The organism is Pseudomonas donghuensis, assembly GCF_000696345.2.
In the GTDB taxonomy this organism is placed as follows: Bacteria; Pseudomonadota; Gammaproteobacteria; order Pseudomonadales; family Pseudomonadaceae; genus Aquipseudomonas; species Aquipseudomonas donghuensis.
Genome location: NZ_CP071706.1, coordinates 893311 through 911624 on the forward strand (window position 1 = coordinate 893311; position 18314 = coordinate 911624).

Genomic DNA, 18314 nt, shown 5'->3' on the forward strand with positions numbered 1-18314 from the left:
TTGCGGGAGCCGGCCTTGCCGGCGATGGGCTGCAAAGCAGCCCCGGTTTCAGCGGGTCAGACGCGGAAGTGGCTGACCATGGTCTGCAACTGGTTGCCCAGGCGCGCCAGTTCAACACTCGACGCTGCGGTCTCATCGCTGGCAGCCGCCGTCTGCTCGGATACGTCACGTACGTTCAGAATGCTGCGGCTGATCTCCTCGGCCACCGCGCTCTGCTGCTCCGCCGCCGCCGCAATCTGCTGGTTCATCGACTGAATGTTCGACACCGTGCGGGTGATGCTTTCCAGCGAGGCACCGGCCTTGCGGGTCAGCTCGACGCTGCTGTCGGTCAGGTTGCGGCTGCCGAGCATCACATTGGCGACCTGTTGGGTACCGCTCTGCAGGCCGGCCACCAGTTCTTCGATTTCTTCGGTGGACTTCTGCGTGCGCTGGGCCAGGCCACGGACTTCGTCGGCGACCACGGCAAAACCACGCCCGGCTTCACCGGCACGGGCCGCTTCGATGGCGGCGTTGAGTGCCAACAGGTTGGTTTGCTCGGCCACCGACTTGATCACGTCCATGACGCTGCCGATCTTCTGGCTTTCCTGCTGCAGCAGGCCCATGGCTTCGGTAGAACGGTGCACTTCTTCGGCCAGGCGTTCGATCTGGCCGATCGCTTCGGCGACAACCTGATCACCGGCACGGGCCTGGCTATCGGCTTCAGTGGCGGCTTCTGAGGCGTGCTCGGCGTTGCGTGCCACTTCCTGTACGGTGGCGGCCATTTCATGCATGGCGGTCGCTACCTGGTCGGTTTCAACTTTCTGGCTGTTGACCCCGGCGCTGGTTTCTTCGGTAACGGCCGACAGCTCTTCGGCGGCGCTGGCGATCTGCGTGACGCCGTCGCGGATGCCGGTGATCAGGTCACGCAGGGTCGAGCCCATGCGCTGGATGCCTTGTTGCAACACACCCAGTTCGTCGCGGCGGGTGACGCGCAGGTTGTGGGTCAGGTCGCCGGCGGCGATCTTCTCGACCACGGCCAGGGTTTCGCGCAGCGGGCGGGTGATCTGGCGGGTGATGATCACCGCCGCCAGTACGCCAACCAGCAGCGCCAGCAAGGTGGCAGTCAGTTGCAGGGAGCGGGCCTGGGTGCTTTCGCTGTCGCGACGGTCAAGCTGGATCTGGTACAGGGCGTCGCTGGTCTTGACGATGTCGGCACCTTGAACGGTCATTTCCTGACGCGCTACGGCGATATCGGCAGTGGCGTCGCGGAACTGGCGCACGGCGTCACGGTAGGCCATGACGGCGGTTTCGAACTGCTTGATGCGCGCGGCTTCGCCTGGCAGCTGGCGGTTCAGGCTGGCAATTTCGGCCAGGGCGGTGTCGAGCTGACGCAAGGCCAGTTGCTCGGTTTCGCTGCTGATGTCAGCGATGTAGCTGCGCACGGCCAGGCGTACCAGCAGCAGTTGCTCCTTGGCCTGGGTGATGGTGCGAAACTGCTCCAGGCGGCTGGCGTCACCCTCGGGCAGCGCCAGCACGTCGCGGTTGATCGTTTCGATCAGCTCGATGGCGCGGGCCGCGGCCTGGTTCATCGAATCGCGTGCGGCCAGGCTGGTCTTGTAACCGGCGCGCATCTTGTTGATCGACACCTGGTATGCGCTGATGGTCTGGCCCAGGTCCTGGAGCAGCTTGATGTTCTCGGGGCTCTTGAAGTTCTTCAGCAGTTTTTGCTGCTGTTCGCTGAAGGCATTGAGCTTGACCTGGACGTTGCCGGCCGCCGCATCGTCGCCGTTGGTCAGCATGTACTGCAGGCGGGTGATGCGCAGGTTGGTCAGGTCGCTGTTGAGCTGGGTGATATCACTCATCCAGTTACTGCGATCGATCAGACTGCCCAGGCTGTTCCAGCCGGTGAGGGCCAGCAGGCCGGTAAGCAACAGCACCAGGCCAAAGCCCAGGCCGAGTTTCAGGTTGACGCTGATGTTGGCAAACCAGCTATTCATGCAATCCCTCCAGGAACGTTGTGCTTCTTGATCCGAATCGGTGGAAGGTTGTTGTTATTGATGGCCAGCCGATGTTCTGAGCAGGGTTTATCGGCGGCTTGCGCCGGAGCTGAAACGCTTTTTCAGCAAAAATGATCAGCGGTAGGTAACAGGGCGTTTCCGCGGCCACCCTGAGGTTTCAGGTGGCCGCGAAACCGTGGTGAGACGGGTCAGAGCGTGCGTGCGCTGAAGGTGTCGCACTGGTTGATATCGCCCTTGGCGAAGCCGGTCTTGAACCAGCGCTGGCGCTGTTGCGAGGTACCGTGGGTGAACGAGTCCGGTACCACCCGGCCTTGGCCCTGCTGCTGCAGACGGTCATCGCCGATGGCGTTGGCGGCGTTCAAGGCTTCTTCGACATCGCCCGGTTCCAGCCAGTTCAGGCGTTTTTGCGCTTGGTAGGCCCAGACCCCGGCCAGGCAGTCGGCCTGCAGTTCCTGACGCACCAGCAAGCCGTTGTCGCCCTCCATGCGTTCGCCGCGCTGGCGTGCGGCCTGGACCTTGGCCGAGACGCCGAGCAGGGTTTGTACGTGATGGCCGACTTCGTGGGCAATCACGTAGGCCTGGGCAAAATCGCCGGCGGCCGAGAAGCGCTGGTCCATTTCGCGGAAGAAGCTCATGTCCAGGTAGACCTTCTGGTCCGCCGGGCAATAGAACGGTCCGACCGCCGAAGAGGCGAAGCCGCAGGCCGAGTTGATCTGGCCGCTGAACAGGATCAGGTTGGGGTCTTGGTACTGGCGGCCGGCCTGGGCGAAGATGGCCTTCCAGGTGTCTTCGGTGTCGCCGAGCACGGAGCGTACGAATTCGGCCTGCTCGTCATTGGCCGGTGGCGCCTTGCCCGTGCCGTTGGTGGCCGGCGCGGTCTGCTGCTGGTCCATCTGCCCGGCCAGTTGGCCGAGGATCTGCAGTGGGTCCTGGCCGGTGATCCAGCCAATCCCGACAATCAACAGGATCGCCCCCAGGCTCAGGCCTTTGCCACCGCCGAAGCGCATGCCGCCACCGCCCTCGCCACGGGCATCGACCACATTGTCGCTACGCCTGCCTTTTCGCCATTGCATGAGTGCTCTCCGGAGCTTGGAAACATGAGCACAAAGATTAGATCACCGCACGGGGCTCTGTCAGATTCCTGATTTACACATAACCATTTGGTTATGTATGGCGCTGTTCTTTTCAGTATTCGCCGGGCCCCGCATACCGGAAACTGCAAGCTCGCCTGCCACGCCCAGGCCCTCCAATAATTCCAAACACAGGAGAACGGCATGTCTGCGCAAGACAACAGTCGCTTCGCTATCCGTGACCGTAACTGGCACCCGAAAGCCTTCACCCCGGACTACAAGACGTCCGTCGCCCGTTCGCCGCGCCAGGCCCTGGTGAGCATCCCGCAGTCGATCAGCGAAAGCACCGGCCCGGATTTCTCGCACCTGAAGTTCGGCCCGCACGACCATGACCTGCTGCTCAACTTCAACAACGGCGGCCTGCCGATCGGTGAGCGCATCGTCCTCGCCGGCCGCGTCTGCGACCAGTACGGCAAGCCGATTGCGCATACCCTGGTGGAGATCTGGCAAGCCAACGCCGGTGGCCGCTACCGGCACAAGAACGACCGCTACCTGGCGCCGCTGGACCCCAACTTCGGTGGCGTCGGCCGTGCCCTGACCGACCGCGAAGGCTACTACAGCTTCCGCACCATCAAGCCGGGCCCGTACCCCTGGCGCAATGGCCCCAACGACTGGCGCCCGGCGCATATCCATGTGTCGATCAGCGGCCCGTCGATTGCCACGCGCTTGATTACCCAGCTGTATTTCGAAGGCGACCCGTTGATTCCGATGTGCCCGATCGTCAAGTCGATTGCCAACCCTGACGCGGTGCAGAGCCTGATCGCACGCCTGGACATGAGCAATGCCAACCCCATGGATTGCCTGGCCTATCGCTTCGACATCGTGTTGCGCGGGCAGCGCAAGACCCACTTCGAAAACTGCTGAGGAGGCGCTACCAATGCCTATCGAACTGCTGCCGGAAACCCCTTCGCAGACCGCCGGCCCCTACGTACATATCGGCCTGGCCCTGGAGGCTGCCGGCAACCCGACTCGTGACCAGGAGATCTGGAACCGCATGGCGCGTGCTGATGCCCCGGGCGAGCACATCCTGGTGTTCGGCAATGTCTATGACGGCAACGGTCACCTGGTGCGCGACTCGTTCCTGGAGTTCTGGCACGCCGACCACAATGGCGACTACCAGGGCGACTTCGACCTGGAAAAACCGTTCAACAGTTTTGGCCGTACCGCCACGACATTCGATGCCGGTGAGTGGACCTTGCACACCATCAAACCGGGCGTGGCGAAAAACGCCGCAGGCGTGCCAATGGCGCCGCACATCAACGTCAGCCTGTTTGCCCGCGGCATCAATATCCACCTGCAGACCCGCCTGTACTTCGATGACGAGGCCCAAGCCAATGCCCAGTGCCCGGTGCTCAACCTGATCGAGCAGCCACAACGGCGCGAGACCCTGGTGGCGAGCCGCTGTGAAGTGGACGGCAAGCTGGCTTACCGCTTTGATATCCGCATTCAGGGTGAAGGCGAGACGGTGTTCTTCGATTTCTGATGCTTTCTTGGGGCTGCCTTGCAGCCCATCGCTGGCAACGCCAGCTCCCACAATAGACCTGCGTGCGCCCGACCTGTGGGAGCCGGCTTGCCGGCGATGGGCTGCGCAGCAGCCCCAAGAGCTCCCTCATTCGTACGTTGTCACCCCGGCAATATGCCGCCCGGCGATGTAACCAAAGGTCGCCGCCGGCCCCAGATTGATTCCGCCCGCCGGATAATGCCCGCCCATGATGCTGACCATGTCGCTACCCACCGCATACAGCCCGGTAATTGCTTGCTGGTGCTCGTCCAGCACCTGCGCATTGGCGTTGGTCCTGAGCCCGGCAAAGGTGCCGAAGCAGCCCGGCTCGACTTTCACCGCATAAAACGGCCCCTGCTCGATCGGCGCCACGCACGGATTAGGCCCGTGCAGGGCATCGCCCTGTTTGCGGTTGTAGGGCGTCGAGCCGCGGCCGAATTGCGGGTCTTCGCCGTTGCGGGCATGCCGGTTGTACTCGGCGACGGTCGCGACCAGGCCCTGAGCGTCAATCCCGCAGGCCCGCGCCAGGGCTTCGATGCTGTCGCCAGTTTTCAGGTAGCCGGATTTGATCAACGGCTGCACCGGTAAAGGAAACGGCCGCGAGATGCCCAGGCCATAACGACGCTGGAAGGCATGGCTGCAGATCAGCCACGACTCGACCTTGTCCCCCGGCGCCTGGGCGACCATGGCGCTGACGTAGTCGTAGTAACCGTCGGCTTCGTTGACGAAGCGCTTGCCGTTGGCGAGCACGCCGATGATGCCGGGCTTGGCCCGATCGATGATGTGCGGGAAATGCCCAATGCTGCCGTCCGTGTGCGGCACCCGCGACACCGGCGCCCAGGCCACCGGGCTGTGCAGGTCATCGGCAACCTGGCCGCCAACGCTTTCGCCCAGGCGCAGGCCGTCACCGTTGACGCCCAGCGGCGGCAGGGCCAGGTGCTCGTGGCCGGTAGGTGTACGTGGGAACAGCACCTTGCGCCGTTCGACGTCATTGGCAAAGCCGCCGGCGGCCAGCACCACGGCCTTGCGCGCATTGATTCGGATCGGCCCGCGTGCGGTTTCAATCAGCGCACCGCTGACCCGGCCATGCTCGCGGATCAACTGGCGAGCCGCTGCCGATTCCCAGAGCAACACGCCGAGGTCTTCAGCCGACTTGGCCAGCCGCGCGACCAGGGCTACGCCGTTGACCAGTTGCAGGGCCCGGCCGTGGGTTGCCAGATCGAGCAGGTGGCGACTGAAGCGCTTGCTCACATGCAGCAACGAGCGCCAGGAACGGGTCAGGGTAAGGAAGGCACCGAGGTCCTTGCCGGCCATGATCGGCATGCCCATGAACGAGGTTTCGCGCATGGTTTTGCGCAGGCGCGTGAGCAACTTTTTGCCCAACTGGCGGCCATCGTAGGGTGCAGCAATTACCGAACGCCCGCCGGTGCCGGCGCCAGGGGTATTGCCGTGAATGTCGGCAATGCCATTGCCGTCGGCAAATTGCAGGGCGGTATGGCGCTCGAAGAACGACACCATGTTGGGTGCCGCCTCGAGAAACGCATCGATCATCTGCCCGTCGAAACGTTCGCCCAGTTCATGTTCCAGGTAAGTACGTGGCTGCGAGCGCTCCTCGATGATCCCGGTGCGCTGCGCCAGCGGATTGCACGGCACCCACATCCAGCCGCCGGACCAGGCCGTGGCGCCGCCGAACACCGGGTCTTTTTCGACCACGATGACTTTTTCACCATGCCAGGCGGCGGTCACCGCAGCGGCCAGTCCGGCGGCGCCGGAGCCGATGACCAGTACATCGCATTCGACCAGCGGGGTGTCGACGGGCATGGGCAGTATCCTCCAACAAGTTTTGTTATATTTTGGAACTTGATTCCATATTATACGGTTCGAGAGATTGCGCAGCCAAGGCGTGCCACGACAAAGTGGGCGAAGATCGGACAGTGATTTGCGCTTTCGCCGGGGCTCTTTAGAATCGGCACAAATTTCAGGGACCATGACCATGGCCGGCAGTCAGATCGAACGCGCGTTCAACCTTCTCGAACGCCTTACCAGCGCCCCGCGCGGGCTGCCCCTGCAGACCCTGGCCGAAGAGCTGGACATCCCCAAGAGCGCCACCCATCGCATGCTCGCCGAGCTGATGCGCCTGGGTTATGTGCGCCAGAACGTCGAGAGCAGCCGTTACCACCTGAGCACTCGCCTGGTGGCGATGGGCTTTCGCTACCTGGCCAGCAGCGGTGCCGATATCGTCCAGCCGATCCTCGATCAGCTGGCGCAGCAGACCGGTGAACTGGTGCGCCTGGGGGTGATCGACGGTGAGCGCCAGACATGGATCGCCAAGGCCCAGGGCGCCCGTTCCGGCTTGCGTTACGACCCCGACATGGGCCGTGATGCGCCGTTGTTCTACACCGCCTCCGGGCATGCCTGGCTGTCCAGCCTGAGTGATGCCCAGGCCTTGTTGCTGGTGGAACGCCAGGGGATTGCCGACCCGGCGGATTTCGGCCCCAATGCGCCGAAATCCAATGCCGAGTTGCTGGAGCGCCTGCGCATCGCCCGCGAGCATGGTTATGCCTGGGTGGTGGAAAGTTCGGCAGTGGGTACTTCGGCATTGGCGGCAGTAGTGCGTCACCCGCTCGACGGTCACGCGCTAGGAGTGCTCAGCGTTGCCGGGCCTAGCGCGCGGATGAGCGAGGCGCGCATGCACGAACTGGCGCCGGTGTTATTGGCGGCGGTGGCGGAGTTGTCGGCGGCGAGCCCTGCGTCCGAGTTGTTCGTTTAAAAGCATCGCCGGCAAGCCAGCTCCCACAGGTACTGCATACACCGAACCTGTGGGAGCTGGCTTGCCAGCGATGGGTGTCGTTTTTTTGCTTGCATTGAAATTGGAACTGGGTTCTAAATATTTCCAAGTTCAACCCGCCGAGACAACAACAATGACGCAACGCGTGATGTCCCTCGCCGCCCTGACGGTACTCGAGCTGTCGCCTGTGGACATGGTCGAGGTCGCCGCCCGTGCCGGCTACAGCCATGTCGGCCTGCGTCTGGAGCCGGCCACGGCCGAGGAGCACCACTTCCCGCTGGTGGCCGACGCTGGCCTGCGTCGCCAGACTGCCGCGCGCCTGCGCGACACCGGCATCAAGGTGCTGGATGTGGAGATACTGCGGCTCAAACCCGACACCCGCGTGGCCGACTTCGAGACCTTGCTGGCGGTGGGCGCCGAGTTTGGCGCCAGCGAGCTGCTGGTCGCCGGCAACGACCCCGACGAACAGCGCCAGACCGACAACTTCGCCGCCCTCTGCGACCTGGCCGGGCAATACGGCCTGCACCCACACCTGGAGTTCATGCCCTGGACCGACGCCAAGAACCTCACCCAGGCCTGGCGTATCGTCGAACAGGCCGGGCGCGACAATGGCGGGGTGTTGGTCGACGCCTTTCACTTCGACCGCTCGGCGTCCTCGCTGGAAGAACTGCGCCAGGTCCCGGCCTCGCGGCTACGCTATGCGCAGTTGTGCGACGTGGCCGGCCCGCGCCCGGACGACATGGCTGAAATCCTGCGCCAGGCGCGCAACGAGCGGCGTTTTCCCGGTAACGGCAATTGCGATTTGCCCGGCCTGTTGCGTAGCCTGCCGCAGAACATTGCACTGAGCCTGGAAATCCCTGTCCGCGACCAGGGCCTGAGTGCCTTGCAGCGGGCGCAGATGGCCCTGGACAAGACCCATCAGTTGCTCCGTCAACTCTGAACCTGCGAGCTTTTATCGATGCCCCGTCCCACTGCGCTCGACGCTGTCAGCCAACCGCTCAAGGGCATTGCCCTGGTTGTGCTGGCGACTTTTCTGTTCGCCAGCCACGACGCCTTGTCGAAGTACCTGGCGGGGTTCTACCCGATTCTCTGGGTGGTGTGGGCGCGCTACCTGGTGCACACCCTGCTGATGATGGTGATCTTCCTGCCGCAGTCGGGCCTGCGCGTGCTGCGTACCCGGCGGCCGGGGCTGCAGACCTTGCGGGCCTTGTGCCTGCTGGGCACCAGCCTGTTGTTTACCACGGCCTTGCAGTACATACCGCTGGCCGAGGCGACGGCGGTCAACTTCCTCGCGCCGTTGCTGGTCACGGCGCTGTCGCTGCCACTGCTGGGCGAGAAGGTCACGCGTGGGCAGTGGGTGGCGGTGCTGGTGAGTTTCGTCGGGGTGACGGTGATCATTCATCCGGGTGGGGCGTTGTTCACCCCGGCGGTATTGCTGCCGTTCGGCTCGGCGCTGTGCTTCTGCTTCTACCAGTTGCTGACGCGCAAACTCAGCGGCACCGATAGCCCGACCACCAGCAACTTCTTCACTGGCCTGCTCAACACCCTGGTAATGAGCGCCGTGGTGCCGATGTTCTGGCAGACCCCGAGCCTGATCCACGGCCTGATGGCCGTAGCCCTGGGCACTTGTGGGATGACTGCGCACCTGTTCCTGACCCAGGCCTTTCGCCATGCGCCACCGGCCATGCTGGCGCCGTTCAGCTACTGCCAGATCGTGTTCGCCGGGATTCTCGGCCTGGTGCTGTTCGGACACAGCCCGGACATGGCCGGGCTGGTGGGGATTGCCTTGATCTGCCTGAGCGGCCTGGGCGCCGCCTGGTTGCAGAGGCGCCGTTAGGCCTCGACTTTTGGCACCTTGCGTGGGGCCATGAAGTACATCCAGGTCAGGGCGATGAAGTACATGGCCGGGATCATGGTGAACAGCAGGGTGTAGTTGTTGTTGGTGGTGGTGAGGATGTAGCCGACCAACTGGGTCATGAACATGCCGCCGATCGCCGCGCACATGCCGCCGAAACCGAACACCGTGCTCATCATGTGCTTGGGTGTGTAGTCCATTACCAGGCTCCAGATGTTGGCGGTCCAGGCCTGGTGCGCGGCGATCGCCAGGGAAATCGCCAGTACCGCGACCCACAGGTTGTTGGCGCCGGCGGCGAAGATCACGCCGATGATGGTGGTGGCAAACAACAGCATCGACAGCAGTCGCGCCTTGACCGGGGCCATGCCGCGGCCGATCAGGAACGAGGAGAGAATGCCGCCGCCGACACTGCCGAAATCCGCACTCAGGTAGATGACGATCAGCGGGATACCCATCTGCGTCACGCTGATGCCCAGGCTGTATTGCTGATTGAGGAACGGCGGCAGCCAGTATAGGTAGAACCAGAACACTGGCGCGGTCACCGAGTAAGCCAGGGCGAAGGCCCAGGTACCGCGCATGCGCAGGATGCGTGAGAACGGCACGCGAGCCTGATCCGGTTCTGCTTCGCCTTGCACATAGGCCAGTTCTTCCTTGCTGACGCTAGGGTGGTCTTCGGGGTTGAAGTACTTCAGGCCCCAGAACACCACCCACACCAGGCCCAGCGCGCCCATGCCCATGAACGCTGCTTGCCAGCCCCAGACGGTGAGGATCAACGGCAGCAGCATCGGCGTGAACATGGCGCCGACGTTGGTGCCGGCGTTGAAGATGCCGGTGGCCACCGCCCGTTCACCGGCCGGGAACCACAGGCGGGTGGTCTTGACGCAGGCCGGGTAGTTGGCCGCTTCGGTAAGGCCAAGGATGAACCGGCAGACCATAAAGCCCACTGCCGAGGTCGCCAGGCCGTGGGCACCGGTGGCCAGGCTCCAGAGCAGCACGGCGCAGAAGAACACGCGCTTGACGCCGACCCGGTCGATCAAGCGGCCCTGGAGCACGAAGCCGATGGCGTAACCGACCTGGAACCAGAAGTTGATGTTGGCGTAATCCATCGCCGTCCAGCTCATTTCCTTGGCCAGGATCGGCTGCATCACGCCGAGAGCGGCGCGATCGATGTAGTTCAAGGTGGTGGCGAAGAACACCAGGGCGAGCATGACCCAACGGGTCTTGCCGACGGCCATGGCGCCACGCAGCTTGTCGCCGATGCCTGCGTGCGGAGTACTGCCCAGAGGCTGGGCCATGCGGGTGGGTTGAGAGTGGATCATCGCGGGTTACCCGTATTTTTATGTTTATGGGTCAAGCCTTGGGGTGGAACGCAACGCAACGGTCGCCGAGGTGTTCGGCAGTCGAGTAGTTGGCAGGTGGCGGGGAGCTTTTGGCTCGTGGGTCACTTGGCCCGTGTCGAAATGGTGCGCCTGTGGTCAAAAAAGGGTCAATTCATCGAACGCTATTTTGGGCGATAATCGAACACAAAACTAACTAGTTCGTACCTTTTTCATTGAGCAAAAATTGCTCAACGCCAATAATTCCTCTACCCGGTTTTTGCCTGCCCATCGGAGCCAGAATAATGCAGCGTTCGATCGCCACCGTATCCTTGAGCGGTACTTTGCCAGAAAAGCTCGAAGCCATCGCCGCCGCGGGCTTCGATGGGGTCGAGATCTTTGAAAATGACCTGCTGTACTACGCCGGCAGCCCGCGTGAAATTCGCCAGCGCTGCGCCGACCTGGGCCTGGCAATTACCTTGTTTCAGCCGTTTCGCGACTTCGAGGGCTGCCGCCGCGATCGCCTGGCGCGCAACCTGGAGCGGGCCGAGCGCAAATTCGATTTGATGCAGGAGCTGGGCACCGATCTGGTGCTGGTGTGCAGCAACGTCGCTGCCGACTCCCTTGCAGAGCGCCAGGTGCTGGTGGACGACCTGCGCCTGCTGGCCGAACGGGCCGGTGCCCGTGGTTTGCGCATCGGCTACGAAGCCCTGGCCTGGGGCCGCCATGTGAACACTTGGGAGCAGGTCTGGGACATCGTCAAAACCGCTGACCATGCCAGCCTTGGGATGATCCTCGACAGTTTCCACACCCTGTCGCTCAAGGGCGACCCAAGGGCCATCGCCCAAGTGCCGGGGGACAAGATCTTCTTCGTGCAGATGGCCGATGCCCCGATCCTGGCCATGGACGTGCTGGAGTGGAGCCGGCATTTTCGCTGCTTCCCGGGGCAGGGCGAGTTCGACCTGGCAGGCTTTCTGGCACCGATCCTGGCCAGTGGTTACAGTGGCCCGTTGTCGCTGGAAATCTTCAACGATGGATTCCGCGCCGCGCCGCCACGGGCCAATGCCGCCGATGGCCTGCGCTCGCTGTTGTATCTGGAAGAAAAAACCCGTCAGCGTCTTGAGCAAGAGCGCGTAGCGCCCGCCAGCGAGGACCTGCTGTTCGCCCCACCGCCTGCCAGTGCCTATGACGGTATCGAGTTCCTTGAGTTTGCCGTCGACGATGCCCTGGGGGCCAAGCTGGGTATCTGGCTGGAGCGTCTGGGCTTTACCCGCGCCGGCGTGCACCGCTCGAAGAATGTCAGCCTGCTGCGCCAGGGCGACATCAACCTGATCCTCAATGCCGAACCCTATTCGTTCGCCCACAACTTCTTTGAAAGCCATGGTCCGTCGCTGTGCGCCACGGCGATCCGGGTCAAGGACAGCGCCCAGGCCCTGGCCCGTGCCGTGGCCTACCATGGCCAGCCTTACCGTGGCCTGGTCGGCCCCAACGAGCGCGAGCTGGCCGCGGTGCGCGCACCGGACGGCAGCCTGATCTACCTGGTTGACCAGGACGCCCAGGGCCGGACCATCTATGACACCGATTTCAGTGTGCAGGTACAACCGGGCAACAGCCTGGGCCTGACCCGCATCGACCATATGGCCCTGGCCTTGCCGGCCGACGGCCTGGACAGCTGGGCACTGTTCTACAAGAGCGTGCTGGATTTCAGCGCCGATGACGAAGTCGTGCTGCCGGACCCTTATGGCCTGGTCAAGAGCCGCGCCTTGCGCAGCCGCTGCAGCTCGATCCGCCTGCCGCTGAACATTTCGGAAAACCGCAACACAGCGATTGCCCATGCCCTGTCGCATTACCGGGGCTCGGGCGTGCACCACATCGCTTTTGATTGCGCCGATATTTTTGCTGCGGTCAAACAGGCCAAGGAGTCCGGCGTGGCCTTGCTCGACATCCCGCTCAACTATTACGACGACCTTGCCGCGCGCTTTGATTTCGACGACGAGTTTCTCAGCGAGCTGGCCTACTACAACGTGCTGTACGACCGCGATGCCCAGGGTGGTGAACTGTTTCATGTGTATACCGAGCCGTTCGAGGAACGCTTCTTCTTCGAAGTGCTGCAGCGGCGTAACGGCTACAGTGGCTATGGTGCGGCCAACGTCGCCGTGCGCCTGGCCGCCATGGCCAAGGCCCGTGCCGGCGCGCCGGCGCAGGCCAAGTTGTAGAGCACAGGCGGCGAGGCTTCCTTACTCAGCACCCGGGGCTCATAATTGCCGGGTTAACCGATGGCCATGAGTCCCGTATGACGACTACCCCAGCACTCTGCGCAGCCCCTGAACAAGCGCCGCGCAAGGGCCGCAAGAACAACCCGGAAAAGACCCGCGAGAACATTCTCCAGGCGGCAATCAGCGAGTTCGTCCAGCAGGGGCTGGCTGGCGCCCGGGTCGATGCGATCGCCGAGCGCACGCAAACCTCCAAGCGCATGATCTACTACTACTTCAACAGCAAGGAGCAGTTGTACGTCGAGGTACTGGAGAAGCTCTACGGCGATATCCGCAGCACTGAAAGCAACCTGCACCTGGCCGAGCTCGAGCCACGCCTGGGCATCCGCCGGCTGGTGGAGTTCACCTTCGATCACCATGATCGCAACGTCGACTTCGTGCGCATCGTCTGCAACGAGAACATGCACCACGGCGAGTACGTCAAGCGCTCGTCGACCATTCGCTCGATGAACAAGACGGTGCTGACAGCGCTGGATGAAGTGCTCAAGCGCGGGGCTGCCGAGGGCGTCTTCCGCCAGGGGCTGGAGGCGCTGGATGTGCACCTGTTGATCAGCTCGTTCTGTTTCTACCGGGTGTCGAACCGGCATACCTTTGGCGAGATCTTCCAGGTGGATTTCGAGGACAAGGCGGTCAAGGACCGGCATCGGCAAATGATTTGCGAGGCGGTGCAGAGGTTCTTGCAGGCCTGAGGATCCGGGGCCGCTTTGCGGCCCATCGCTGGCAAGCCAGCTCCCACAGTTGCGGCGCATGCAGATCCATTGTGGGAGCCGGCGTTGCCGGCGATGCTTTTCAGTCACCCAGGCTGTTGAAGTGCTCGATCATCCGCGCCGCATCCGGCTTCACCCCGCTGAACAGTTCAAACGCTTTCACCGCCTGGAACACCGCCATGTTCGCCCCGCTCAAGGTGCGGCAACCCAGGGCCCGGGCTTCGCGCAGCAGCTCGGTTTCCAGCGGGAAATAAACGATCTCCGCCACCCATAGTTCAGCCCGCAACAGCGCCTTGGGCACCGGCATGCCCGGCAGCTTGGCCATGCCCATGGGCGTGGTGTTGACCAGGCCGTCGGCGCTGGCCATGGCGCTCTGCAGATCATGGCCGACCCTGGCGCGGCTGCCTGCAAAGTGCTGGTTCACGTTATCCACAAGGGCCTGGGCGCGGGCCAGTTCGACATCGAACACCGTTAGCTGCTCGACACCTTCTTCCAGCAGCGCATGGGCCACCGCAGCCCCGGCGCCACCTGCGCCCATCTGCACTACCTGGCGGCGCGGCGCATCGGCCAGGCCGCGACGAAAACCTTCGGCAAAACCCAGGCAATCGGTGTTGTGGCCGATGCGTTTGCCATCCTTGAACACTACGGTGTTCACCGCGCCGATGCCCCGGGCTTGCGGCGACAGTTCATTGAGCAGTGGCAAGATCGCCTGCTTGCACGGGAAGGTGATGTTAAGGCCGGTGAAGCCCATGTACTGGGCCGCAGTCAGTAGCTCTTCGAGGGCGCTGCTGTCGAGCTTGAGCTGATCCAGGTCGATCAGCCGGTACAGGTAGTGCAGGCCTTGCGCGGCGCCTTCGTGCTCGTGCAGCGCCGGGGTGCGCGAGGCCTGGATGCCGGCGCCGATAAGGCCGGCGAGGATGCCGGAAGAGGAGGCCAAAGCCATGCTGAAAACTCCGTTGTTGTTCTTGGTAATGAAGAGGGAGCGCGTCAGTTAGAAAATGTACCGAATGGTTAATTTGGTCAATTGGCCGTAGGCCCGCAGATGTGTTTTCTGTGCGCTGATCGCACAGCCTGTGCTACACATGTTGCTTTGCACCTGACCACGGAGGGAGACATGGCAACGCCGATCAATGAGCTGCAGTCGCTGGGTGAGACCTGGCCAGGCCTGGCCAACCTGACCCAGTCGATCTTCGCCGCCTTGGGTGGCCATGGTTTTCGCAATGCCTTTCGCCTCGATCATTCGCGCAGCACCTGCCTGCTACTGATCGATGGCCTGGGCTGGAACCTGCTGCAGGCGCATGCCCGGCATGCACCGTTTCTTGCCTCATTGATGCAGCCGGACAGCCACTTCAAGGTCGGGTTTCCGGCCACCACTGCGACCAGCCTGGCCTCGGTGACCTCAGGGCTGGGCAGCGGCGCCCACGGCATCGTTGGCTGCGGGTTTGCCCTGGATGAACAGACCGAACTGTCGCCGCTGACCTGGACCACGTCGCCCTTGCAGGTCGAGGCGCAGGCCAGCGTCGCGCCGCCGCCGGAGGCCTTTATCGTGCCCGTCGATGCCTGGAGCCAGGCCGCCGCGCAGGGCGTCGCCATCAGCACGGTGATGCTCGGGCGCTATGCCAACTCCGACTTCAGCCGGGCGATCTACAAGGCCGGCACGATCCTCCCGGCACCGGCCTATGACGCTTATCCGCAATTGATCAACGCCGCCCTGGCGGTGCCGGGGCCGGCGTTCTGTTTTGCCTATTTCGGCGACCTGGACTTTGCCGGGCACTTGTTCGGCCCAGGCTCCGAGGGTTGGCTCAAGCAACTGGCGATTGCCGATCAGTTGGCCCAGGCCATCGCCCGACGCTTGCCCGAACAGGCCCGGATGATGGTGATTGCCGATCACGGCATGCAAGCGCTGGACAGCGAACAGGTGCATGATTTTGACCTGGACCCCGTGCTCCAGGAAGGCGTGCGGGCGATGGCCGGGGATATTCGTGCGCGTTATCTGTATACCCACGAGCACCAGCAGGATCGTGTGCACGAACGTTGGCAGAATCGTCTCGGGGATCAATACCGGGTATTGAGCAAGGCCCAGGCAATTGCCAAGGGGCTGTTCGGCGATGTGTTGCTCAGCCAGGCGGAAGCGCGGATTGGCGATTTGATCGTGATCCCGAGCGGGGCCGGCGGGATCATTCGCAGCGAGGTGGAGAAGCACGCCAGCCAGTGGCGGGGGCACCATGGGGCGTTGACCGATGAGGATCAGCTGGTGCCGTTGTTGATGTGTTCGGGGCATGGCTGAAGGGCCCTGATCGCGGGTCAACGCCGAACCAGCAACACCCCACTCTCCATGTGGTGGGTATACGGAAACTGGTCGAACAACGCGCAACGCTCGATGCGATGGGTGTCGTGCAACTGGGCGATATTCGCCGCCAGGGTTTCCGGGTTGCAGGAGATGTACAGGATGTTGTCGAAGCGTCGGGTCAGCTCGCAGGTGTCCGGGTCCATGCCGGCGCGCGGCGGGTCGACGAACACGCTGGCGAACTGGTAGCTCTTGAGGTCGATGCCTTCCAGGCGGCGGAATGGCCGGACCTCGTTCAGTGCTTCGGTCAGCTCTTCAGCCGACAAACGCACCAGGCGCACGTTATCCACAGCGTTGTCGTCGAGGTTGTGCAGGGCGGCATTCACCGAGGTCTTGCTGATCTCGGTGGCCAGTACCTTGCGTACCCGGGTGGCCAGCGGCAGGGTGAAGTTGCCGTTGCCGCAGTACAGCTCAAGCAGGTCGTCCTCGCGCTCGCCCAGGGCCTCATACGCCCAGTTGAGCATCTTCTGGTTGACCGCGCCGTTGGGCTGGGTGAAGGCGCCTTCAGGCTGGCGGTAGCGGAAGGTGCGCCCGGCAATCTGCAACTCTTCGACGGCGTAATCGCGACCGATCACTACGCGCTTGCCCTTGGAGCGACCGATGATGCTCACGCCCAGGTCGCTGGCCAGTTGTTGCGCGGCGGCTTCCCAGTGCTCGTCCAGCGGGCGGTGGTAGCACAGGGTGATCATTGCATCGCCTGCCAGGGTGGTGAGGAACTCCACCTGGAACAGCTTGAAGCTCAGCGCCGAACTGGCCTGCCAGGCGGCCTTGAGCCGTGGCATCAGGTCGTTGATCTGCTGGCTGGCAATCGGGAAGTCTTCGATCAGGATCGGCGTGTACTTCTCGCCCGGGGCGAACATTGCGTAGAAGCGCTGCTCGTTTTCGCGCCACAGGCGAAACTCGGCGCGCAGGCGATAGTGCTCGCGCGGCGAGTCGAACACCGCAGGTTCGGGAGCCGCGAACGGCGCCAGCAGCTCGCGCAGGCGCGCGACCTTGGCGTCGAGCTGTTGGGTGTAGGTCGAAGGATCGAAGACAGCACTCATGCGTTGAACCAGCCCAGCTTGATGACGAACAGGATCGAGAGGATCACCAGCGCCGCGTTGAGGTCACGGGCACGGCCAGAGAGCAGCTTGATCGCGGTCCAGGCAATGAAACCGAAGGCAATGCCGTTGGCGATCGAGTAGGTCAGCGGCATGGCCAGGGCGGTAACCACCACCGGCGCGGCTTCGGTAATGTCGTCCCAGTTTATTTCAGCCAGGCCCGAAGCCATCAACACGGCGACGAACAACAGCGCAGGGGCGGTGGCGAAGGCCGGCACGCTACCGGCCAGCGGTGCGAAGAACAACGCCAGCAGGAACAGAATGGCCACGACGATGGCGGTCAGGCCGGTACGGCCACCGGCACTCACGCCGGCAGCGGATTCGATGTAGCTGGTGGTGGTCGAGGTGCCCAGCAGGGAGCCGGCCATGGCGGCGGTACTGTCGGCGATCAGCGCACGGCCCATTTTCGGCATGTGGCCGTCCTTGCGCATCAGGCCGGCGCGCTTGGCGACGCCGATCAGGGTACCGGAGTTGTCGAACAGGTCGACGAACAGGAAGGCGAAGATCACGCTGATCAGGCCGACGTCCAGCGCGCCCTTGATGTCCAGTTCCAGGAAGGTCGGCGCCAGCGACGGCGGCATCGACACCACGCCGTTGAACGGGGTGAAGCCCAGGCCGATCGAGGCCACGGTTACCGCCAGGATACCGATCAGCACCGCGCCACGGACTTTCATGGCCTCCAGCGCAACGATCAGGAAGAAGCCCAGGGTGGCGAGGATCGGCGCTGGCTTCTTCAGATCGCCCAGGCCCACCAGGGTCGCCTGGTTATCGACGACGATGCCGGCGTTGTGCAGGGCGATCAGCGCCAGGAACAGGCCGATACCGGCGGCAATCGCCGAGCGCAGCGGCAACGGGATGCTGTTGACGATCCATTCACGGATGCGAAAGATCGACAGCAGGAAGAAACACACGGCCGAGATGAACACCGCGCCCAGGGCCACCTGCCAGGTGTGGCCCATGTGCAGGACCACGGTGTAGGTGAAGAAGGCGTTCAGGCCCATGCCCGGTGCCAGGGCGATCGGGTAGTTGGCGATCAGGCCCATGGTGGTCGAGCCGATGGCCGCGGCCAGGCAGGTCGCGACGAACAGCGCGCCCTTGTCCATGCCGGTCTCGCCGAGGATGCTCGGGTTGACGAACAGAATGTAGGCCATGGCCAGGAAGGTGGTCACGCCCGCGAGAATCTCGGTGCGGACATTGGTGTCGTGTGCTTTTAGTTGAAACAGCCTTTCCAGCATGCCTGCTCCCCGTGGCGCTCCCGGCGCCGTGAATGTATCGACCCAGTTAGCAAAGCACAGACTGT

At 63.3% G+C, this 18314-nt stretch carries 15 protein-coding genes and 1 pseudogene; 8 read left to right on the forward strand and 8 right to left on the reverse strand.

Annotated features, from left to right (window positions below):
* Positions 1-56: 56 nt before the first annotated feature.
* The 3 genes and pseudogenes from BV82_RS26615 to ypfJ all read right to left on the reverse strand — a co-directional run bounded on the left by BV82_RS26615 (position 57) and on the right by ypfJ (position 3070).
* Complete coding sequence (locus BV82_RS26615; protein ID WP_374045265.1) at positions 57-920, reverse strand: methyl-accepting chemotaxis protein; 864 nt, start codon at positions 918-920, stop codon at positions 57-59.
* Positions 912-1976, reverse strand: a pseudogene (locus BV82_RS26620) (methyl-accepting chemotaxis protein); the annotation flags it as partial. The pseudogene BV82_RS26620 and the gene BV82_RS26615, both read right to left, overlap by 9 nt.
* A gap of 209 nt (positions 1977-2185) precedes the next feature.
* Positions 2186-3070 (reverse strand): KPN_02809 family neutral zinc metallopeptidase, encoded by an 885-nt coding sequence (gene ypfJ, locus BV82_RS04020; protein WP_036993761.1) that lies wholly within the window; start codon positions 3068-3070, stop codon positions 2186-2188.
* 201 nt (positions 3071-3271) lie between these two features.
* On the opposite strand from ypfJ, the gene pcaH reads away from it, so the two are divergent.
* Both pcaH and pcaG read left to right on the forward strand, forming a co-directional pair.
* Positions 3272-3991 (forward strand): protocatechuate 3,4-dioxygenase subunit beta, encoded by a 720-nt coding sequence (pcaH, locus tag BV82_RS04025; RefSeq protein ID WP_036993763.1) that lies wholly within the window; start codon positions 3272-3274, stop codon positions 3989-3991.
* A gap of 13 nt (positions 3992-4004) precedes the next feature.
* The gene (gene pcaG, locus BV82_RS04030; RefSeq protein WP_010226894.1) at positions 4005-4610 is read left to right on the forward strand and encodes a protocatechuate 3,4-dioxygenase subunit alpha; all 606 of its coding nucleotides are present in this window, start codon (positions 4005-4007) and stop codon (positions 4608-4610) included.
* Between the two features lie 126 nt (positions 4611-4736).
* Here pcaG and BV82_RS04035 read toward each other — a convergent pair whose 3' ends face one another.
* The gene (locus BV82_RS04035; RefSeq protein WP_036993765.1) at positions 4737-6449 is read right to left on the reverse strand and encodes an FAD-dependent oxidoreductase; all 1713 of its coding nucleotides are present in this window, start codon (positions 6447-6449) and stop codon (positions 4737-4739) included.
* Between the two features lie 172 nt (positions 6450-6621).
* On the opposite strand from BV82_RS04035, the gene BV82_RS04040 reads away from it, so the two are divergent.
* The 3 genes from BV82_RS04040 to BV82_RS04050 all read left to right on the forward strand — a co-directional run bounded on the left by BV82_RS04040 (position 6622) and on the right by BV82_RS04050 (position 9253).
* Positions 6622-7398 carry an IclR family transcriptional regulator gene (locus BV82_RS04040; RefSeq protein WP_010220555.1) on the forward strand — a complete coding sequence of 259 codons (777 nt, stop codon included), beginning with the start codon at positions 6622-6624 and terminating at the stop codon, positions 7396-7398.
* Between the two features lie 151 nt (positions 7399-7549).
* The gene (locus BV82_RS04045) at positions 7550-8356 is read left to right on the forward strand and encodes a sugar phosphate isomerase/epimerase family protein (protein WP_010220554.1); all 807 of its coding nucleotides are present in this window, start codon (positions 7550-7552) and stop codon (positions 8354-8356) included.
* Between the two features lie 18 nt (positions 8357-8374).
* Complete coding sequence (locus BV82_RS04050) at positions 8375-9253, forward strand: DMT family transporter (RefSeq protein WP_010220553.1); 879 nt, start codon at positions 8375-8377, stop codon at positions 9251-9253.
* Here the strand turns inward: BV82_RS04050 and BV82_RS04055 are convergent.
* On the reverse strand, positions 9250-10590 hold the full coding sequence (locus BV82_RS04055; RefSeq protein WP_026001163.1) for an MFS transporter: 1341 nt from the start codon (positions 10588-10590) through the stop codon (positions 9250-9252). The genes BV82_RS04050 and BV82_RS04055 overlap by 4 nt on opposite strands.
* 302 nt (positions 10591-10892) lie before the next feature.
* Here BV82_RS04055 and quiC point away from each other — a divergent pair, with 302 nt between their 5' ends.
* Complete coding sequence (quiC, locus tag BV82_RS04060; protein WP_010220551.1) at positions 10893-12803, forward strand: 3-dehydroshikimate dehydratase QuiC; 1911 nt, start codon at positions 10893-10895, stop codon at positions 12801-12803.
* A 77-nt stretch (positions 12804-12880) separates the two neighbouring features.
* Positions 12881-13549, forward strand: coding sequence for a TetR/AcrR family transcriptional regulator (locus BV82_RS04065; RefSeq protein ID WP_010220550.1), 669 nt, complete (start codon positions 12881-12883; stop codon positions 13547-13549).
* 100 nt (positions 13550-13649) lie between these two features.
* Here BV82_RS04065 and BV82_RS04070 read toward each other — a convergent pair whose 3' ends face one another.
* Entirely contained in the window at positions 13650-14510 is an 861-nt protein-coding gene (locus tag BV82_RS04070) for a shikimate dehydrogenase (protein ID WP_026001507.1), read from the reverse strand.
* 171 nt (positions 14511-14681) lie between these two features.
* Between BV82_RS04070 and BV82_RS04075 the strand changes: the two genes are divergently transcribed.
* Positions 14682-15854, forward strand: coding sequence for an alkaline phosphatase family protein (locus tag BV82_RS04075; protein ID WP_036993768.1), 1173 nt, complete (start codon positions 14682-14684; stop codon positions 15852-15854).
* A gap of 17 nt (positions 15855-15871) precedes the next feature.
* Here the strand turns inward: BV82_RS04075 and trmA are convergent, their stop codons facing one another.
* Both trmA and BV82_RS04085 read right to left on the reverse strand, forming a co-directional pair.
* Complete coding sequence (gene trmA / locus BV82_RS04080) at positions 15872-16957, reverse strand: tRNA (uridine(54)-C5)-methyltransferase TrmA (protein ID WP_036993770.1); 1086 nt, start codon at positions 16955-16957, stop codon at positions 15872-15874.
* Positions 16954-18249: an NCS2 family permease gene (locus BV82_RS04085; RefSeq protein WP_010226435.1), complete on the reverse strand. Its 1296-nt coding sequence runs from the start codon at positions 18247-18249 to the stop codon at positions 16954-16956. Before BV82_RS04085 ends, trmA begins: the two co-directional genes overlap by 4 nt.
* Positions 18250-18314 lie beyond the last annotated feature (65 nt).

Bases quoted from the DNA above. Each gene is read 5' to 3' on its own strand.
- BV82_RS04035 (WP_036993765.1), bottom strand. From the start codon at position 6,449: ATGCCCGTCGACACCCCGCTGGTCGAATGCGATGTACTGGTCATCGGC.
- ypfJ (WP_036993761.1), bottom strand. From the start codon at position 3,070: ATGCAATGGCGAAAAGGCAGGCGTAGCGACAATGTGGTCGATGCCCGT.
- BV82_RS04085 (WP_010226435.1), bottom strand. From the start codon at position 18,249: ATGCTGGAAAGGCTGTTTCAACTAAAAGCACACGACACCAATGTCCGC.
- BV82_RS04055 (WP_026001163.1), bottom strand. From the start codon at position 10,590: ATGATCCACTCTCAACCCACCCGCATGGCCCAGCCTCTGGGCAGTACT.
- quiC (WP_010220551.1), top strand. From the start codon at position 10,893: ATGCAGCGTTCGATCGCCACCGTATCCTTGAGCGGTACTTTGCCAGAA.
- BV82_RS04075 (WP_036993768.1), top strand. From the start codon at position 14,682: ATGGCAACGCCGATCAATGAGCTGCAGTCGCTGGGTGAGACCTGGCCA.
- pcaG (WP_010226894.1), top strand. From the start codon at position 4,005: ATGCCTATCGAACTGCTGCCGGAAACCCCTTCGCAGACCGCCGGCCCC.
- BV82_RS26615 (WP_374045265.1), bottom strand. From the start codon at position 920: ATGGGCTCGACCCTGCGTGACCTGATCACCGGCATCCGCGACGGCGTC.
- BV82_RS04065 (WP_010220550.1), top strand. From the start codon at position 12,881: ATGACGACTACCCCAGCACTCTGCGCAGCCCCTGAACAAGCGCCGCGC.
- pcaH (WP_036993763.1), top strand. From the start codon at position 3,272: ATGTCTGCGCAAGACAACAGTCGCTTCGCTATCCGTGACCGTAACTGG.
- BV82_RS04040 (WP_010220555.1), top strand. From the start codon at position 6,622: ATGGCCGGCAGTCAGATCGAACGCGCGTTCAACCTTCTCGAACGCCTT.
- trmA (WP_036993770.1), bottom strand. From the start codon at position 16,957: ATGAGTGCTGTCTTCGATCCTTCGACCTACACCCAACAGCTCGACGCC.
- BV82_RS04045 (WP_010220554.1), top strand. From the start codon at position 7,550: ATGACGCAACGCGTGATGTCCCTCGCCGCCCTGACGGTACTCGAGCTG.
- BV82_RS04070 (WP_026001507.1), bottom strand. From the start codon at position 14,510: ATGGCTTTGGCCTCCTCTTCCGGCATCCTCGCCGGCCTTATCGGCGCC.
- BV82_RS04050 (WP_010220553.1), top strand. From the start codon at position 8,375: ATGCCCCGTCCCACTGCGCTCGACGCTGTCAGCCAACCGCTCAAGGGC.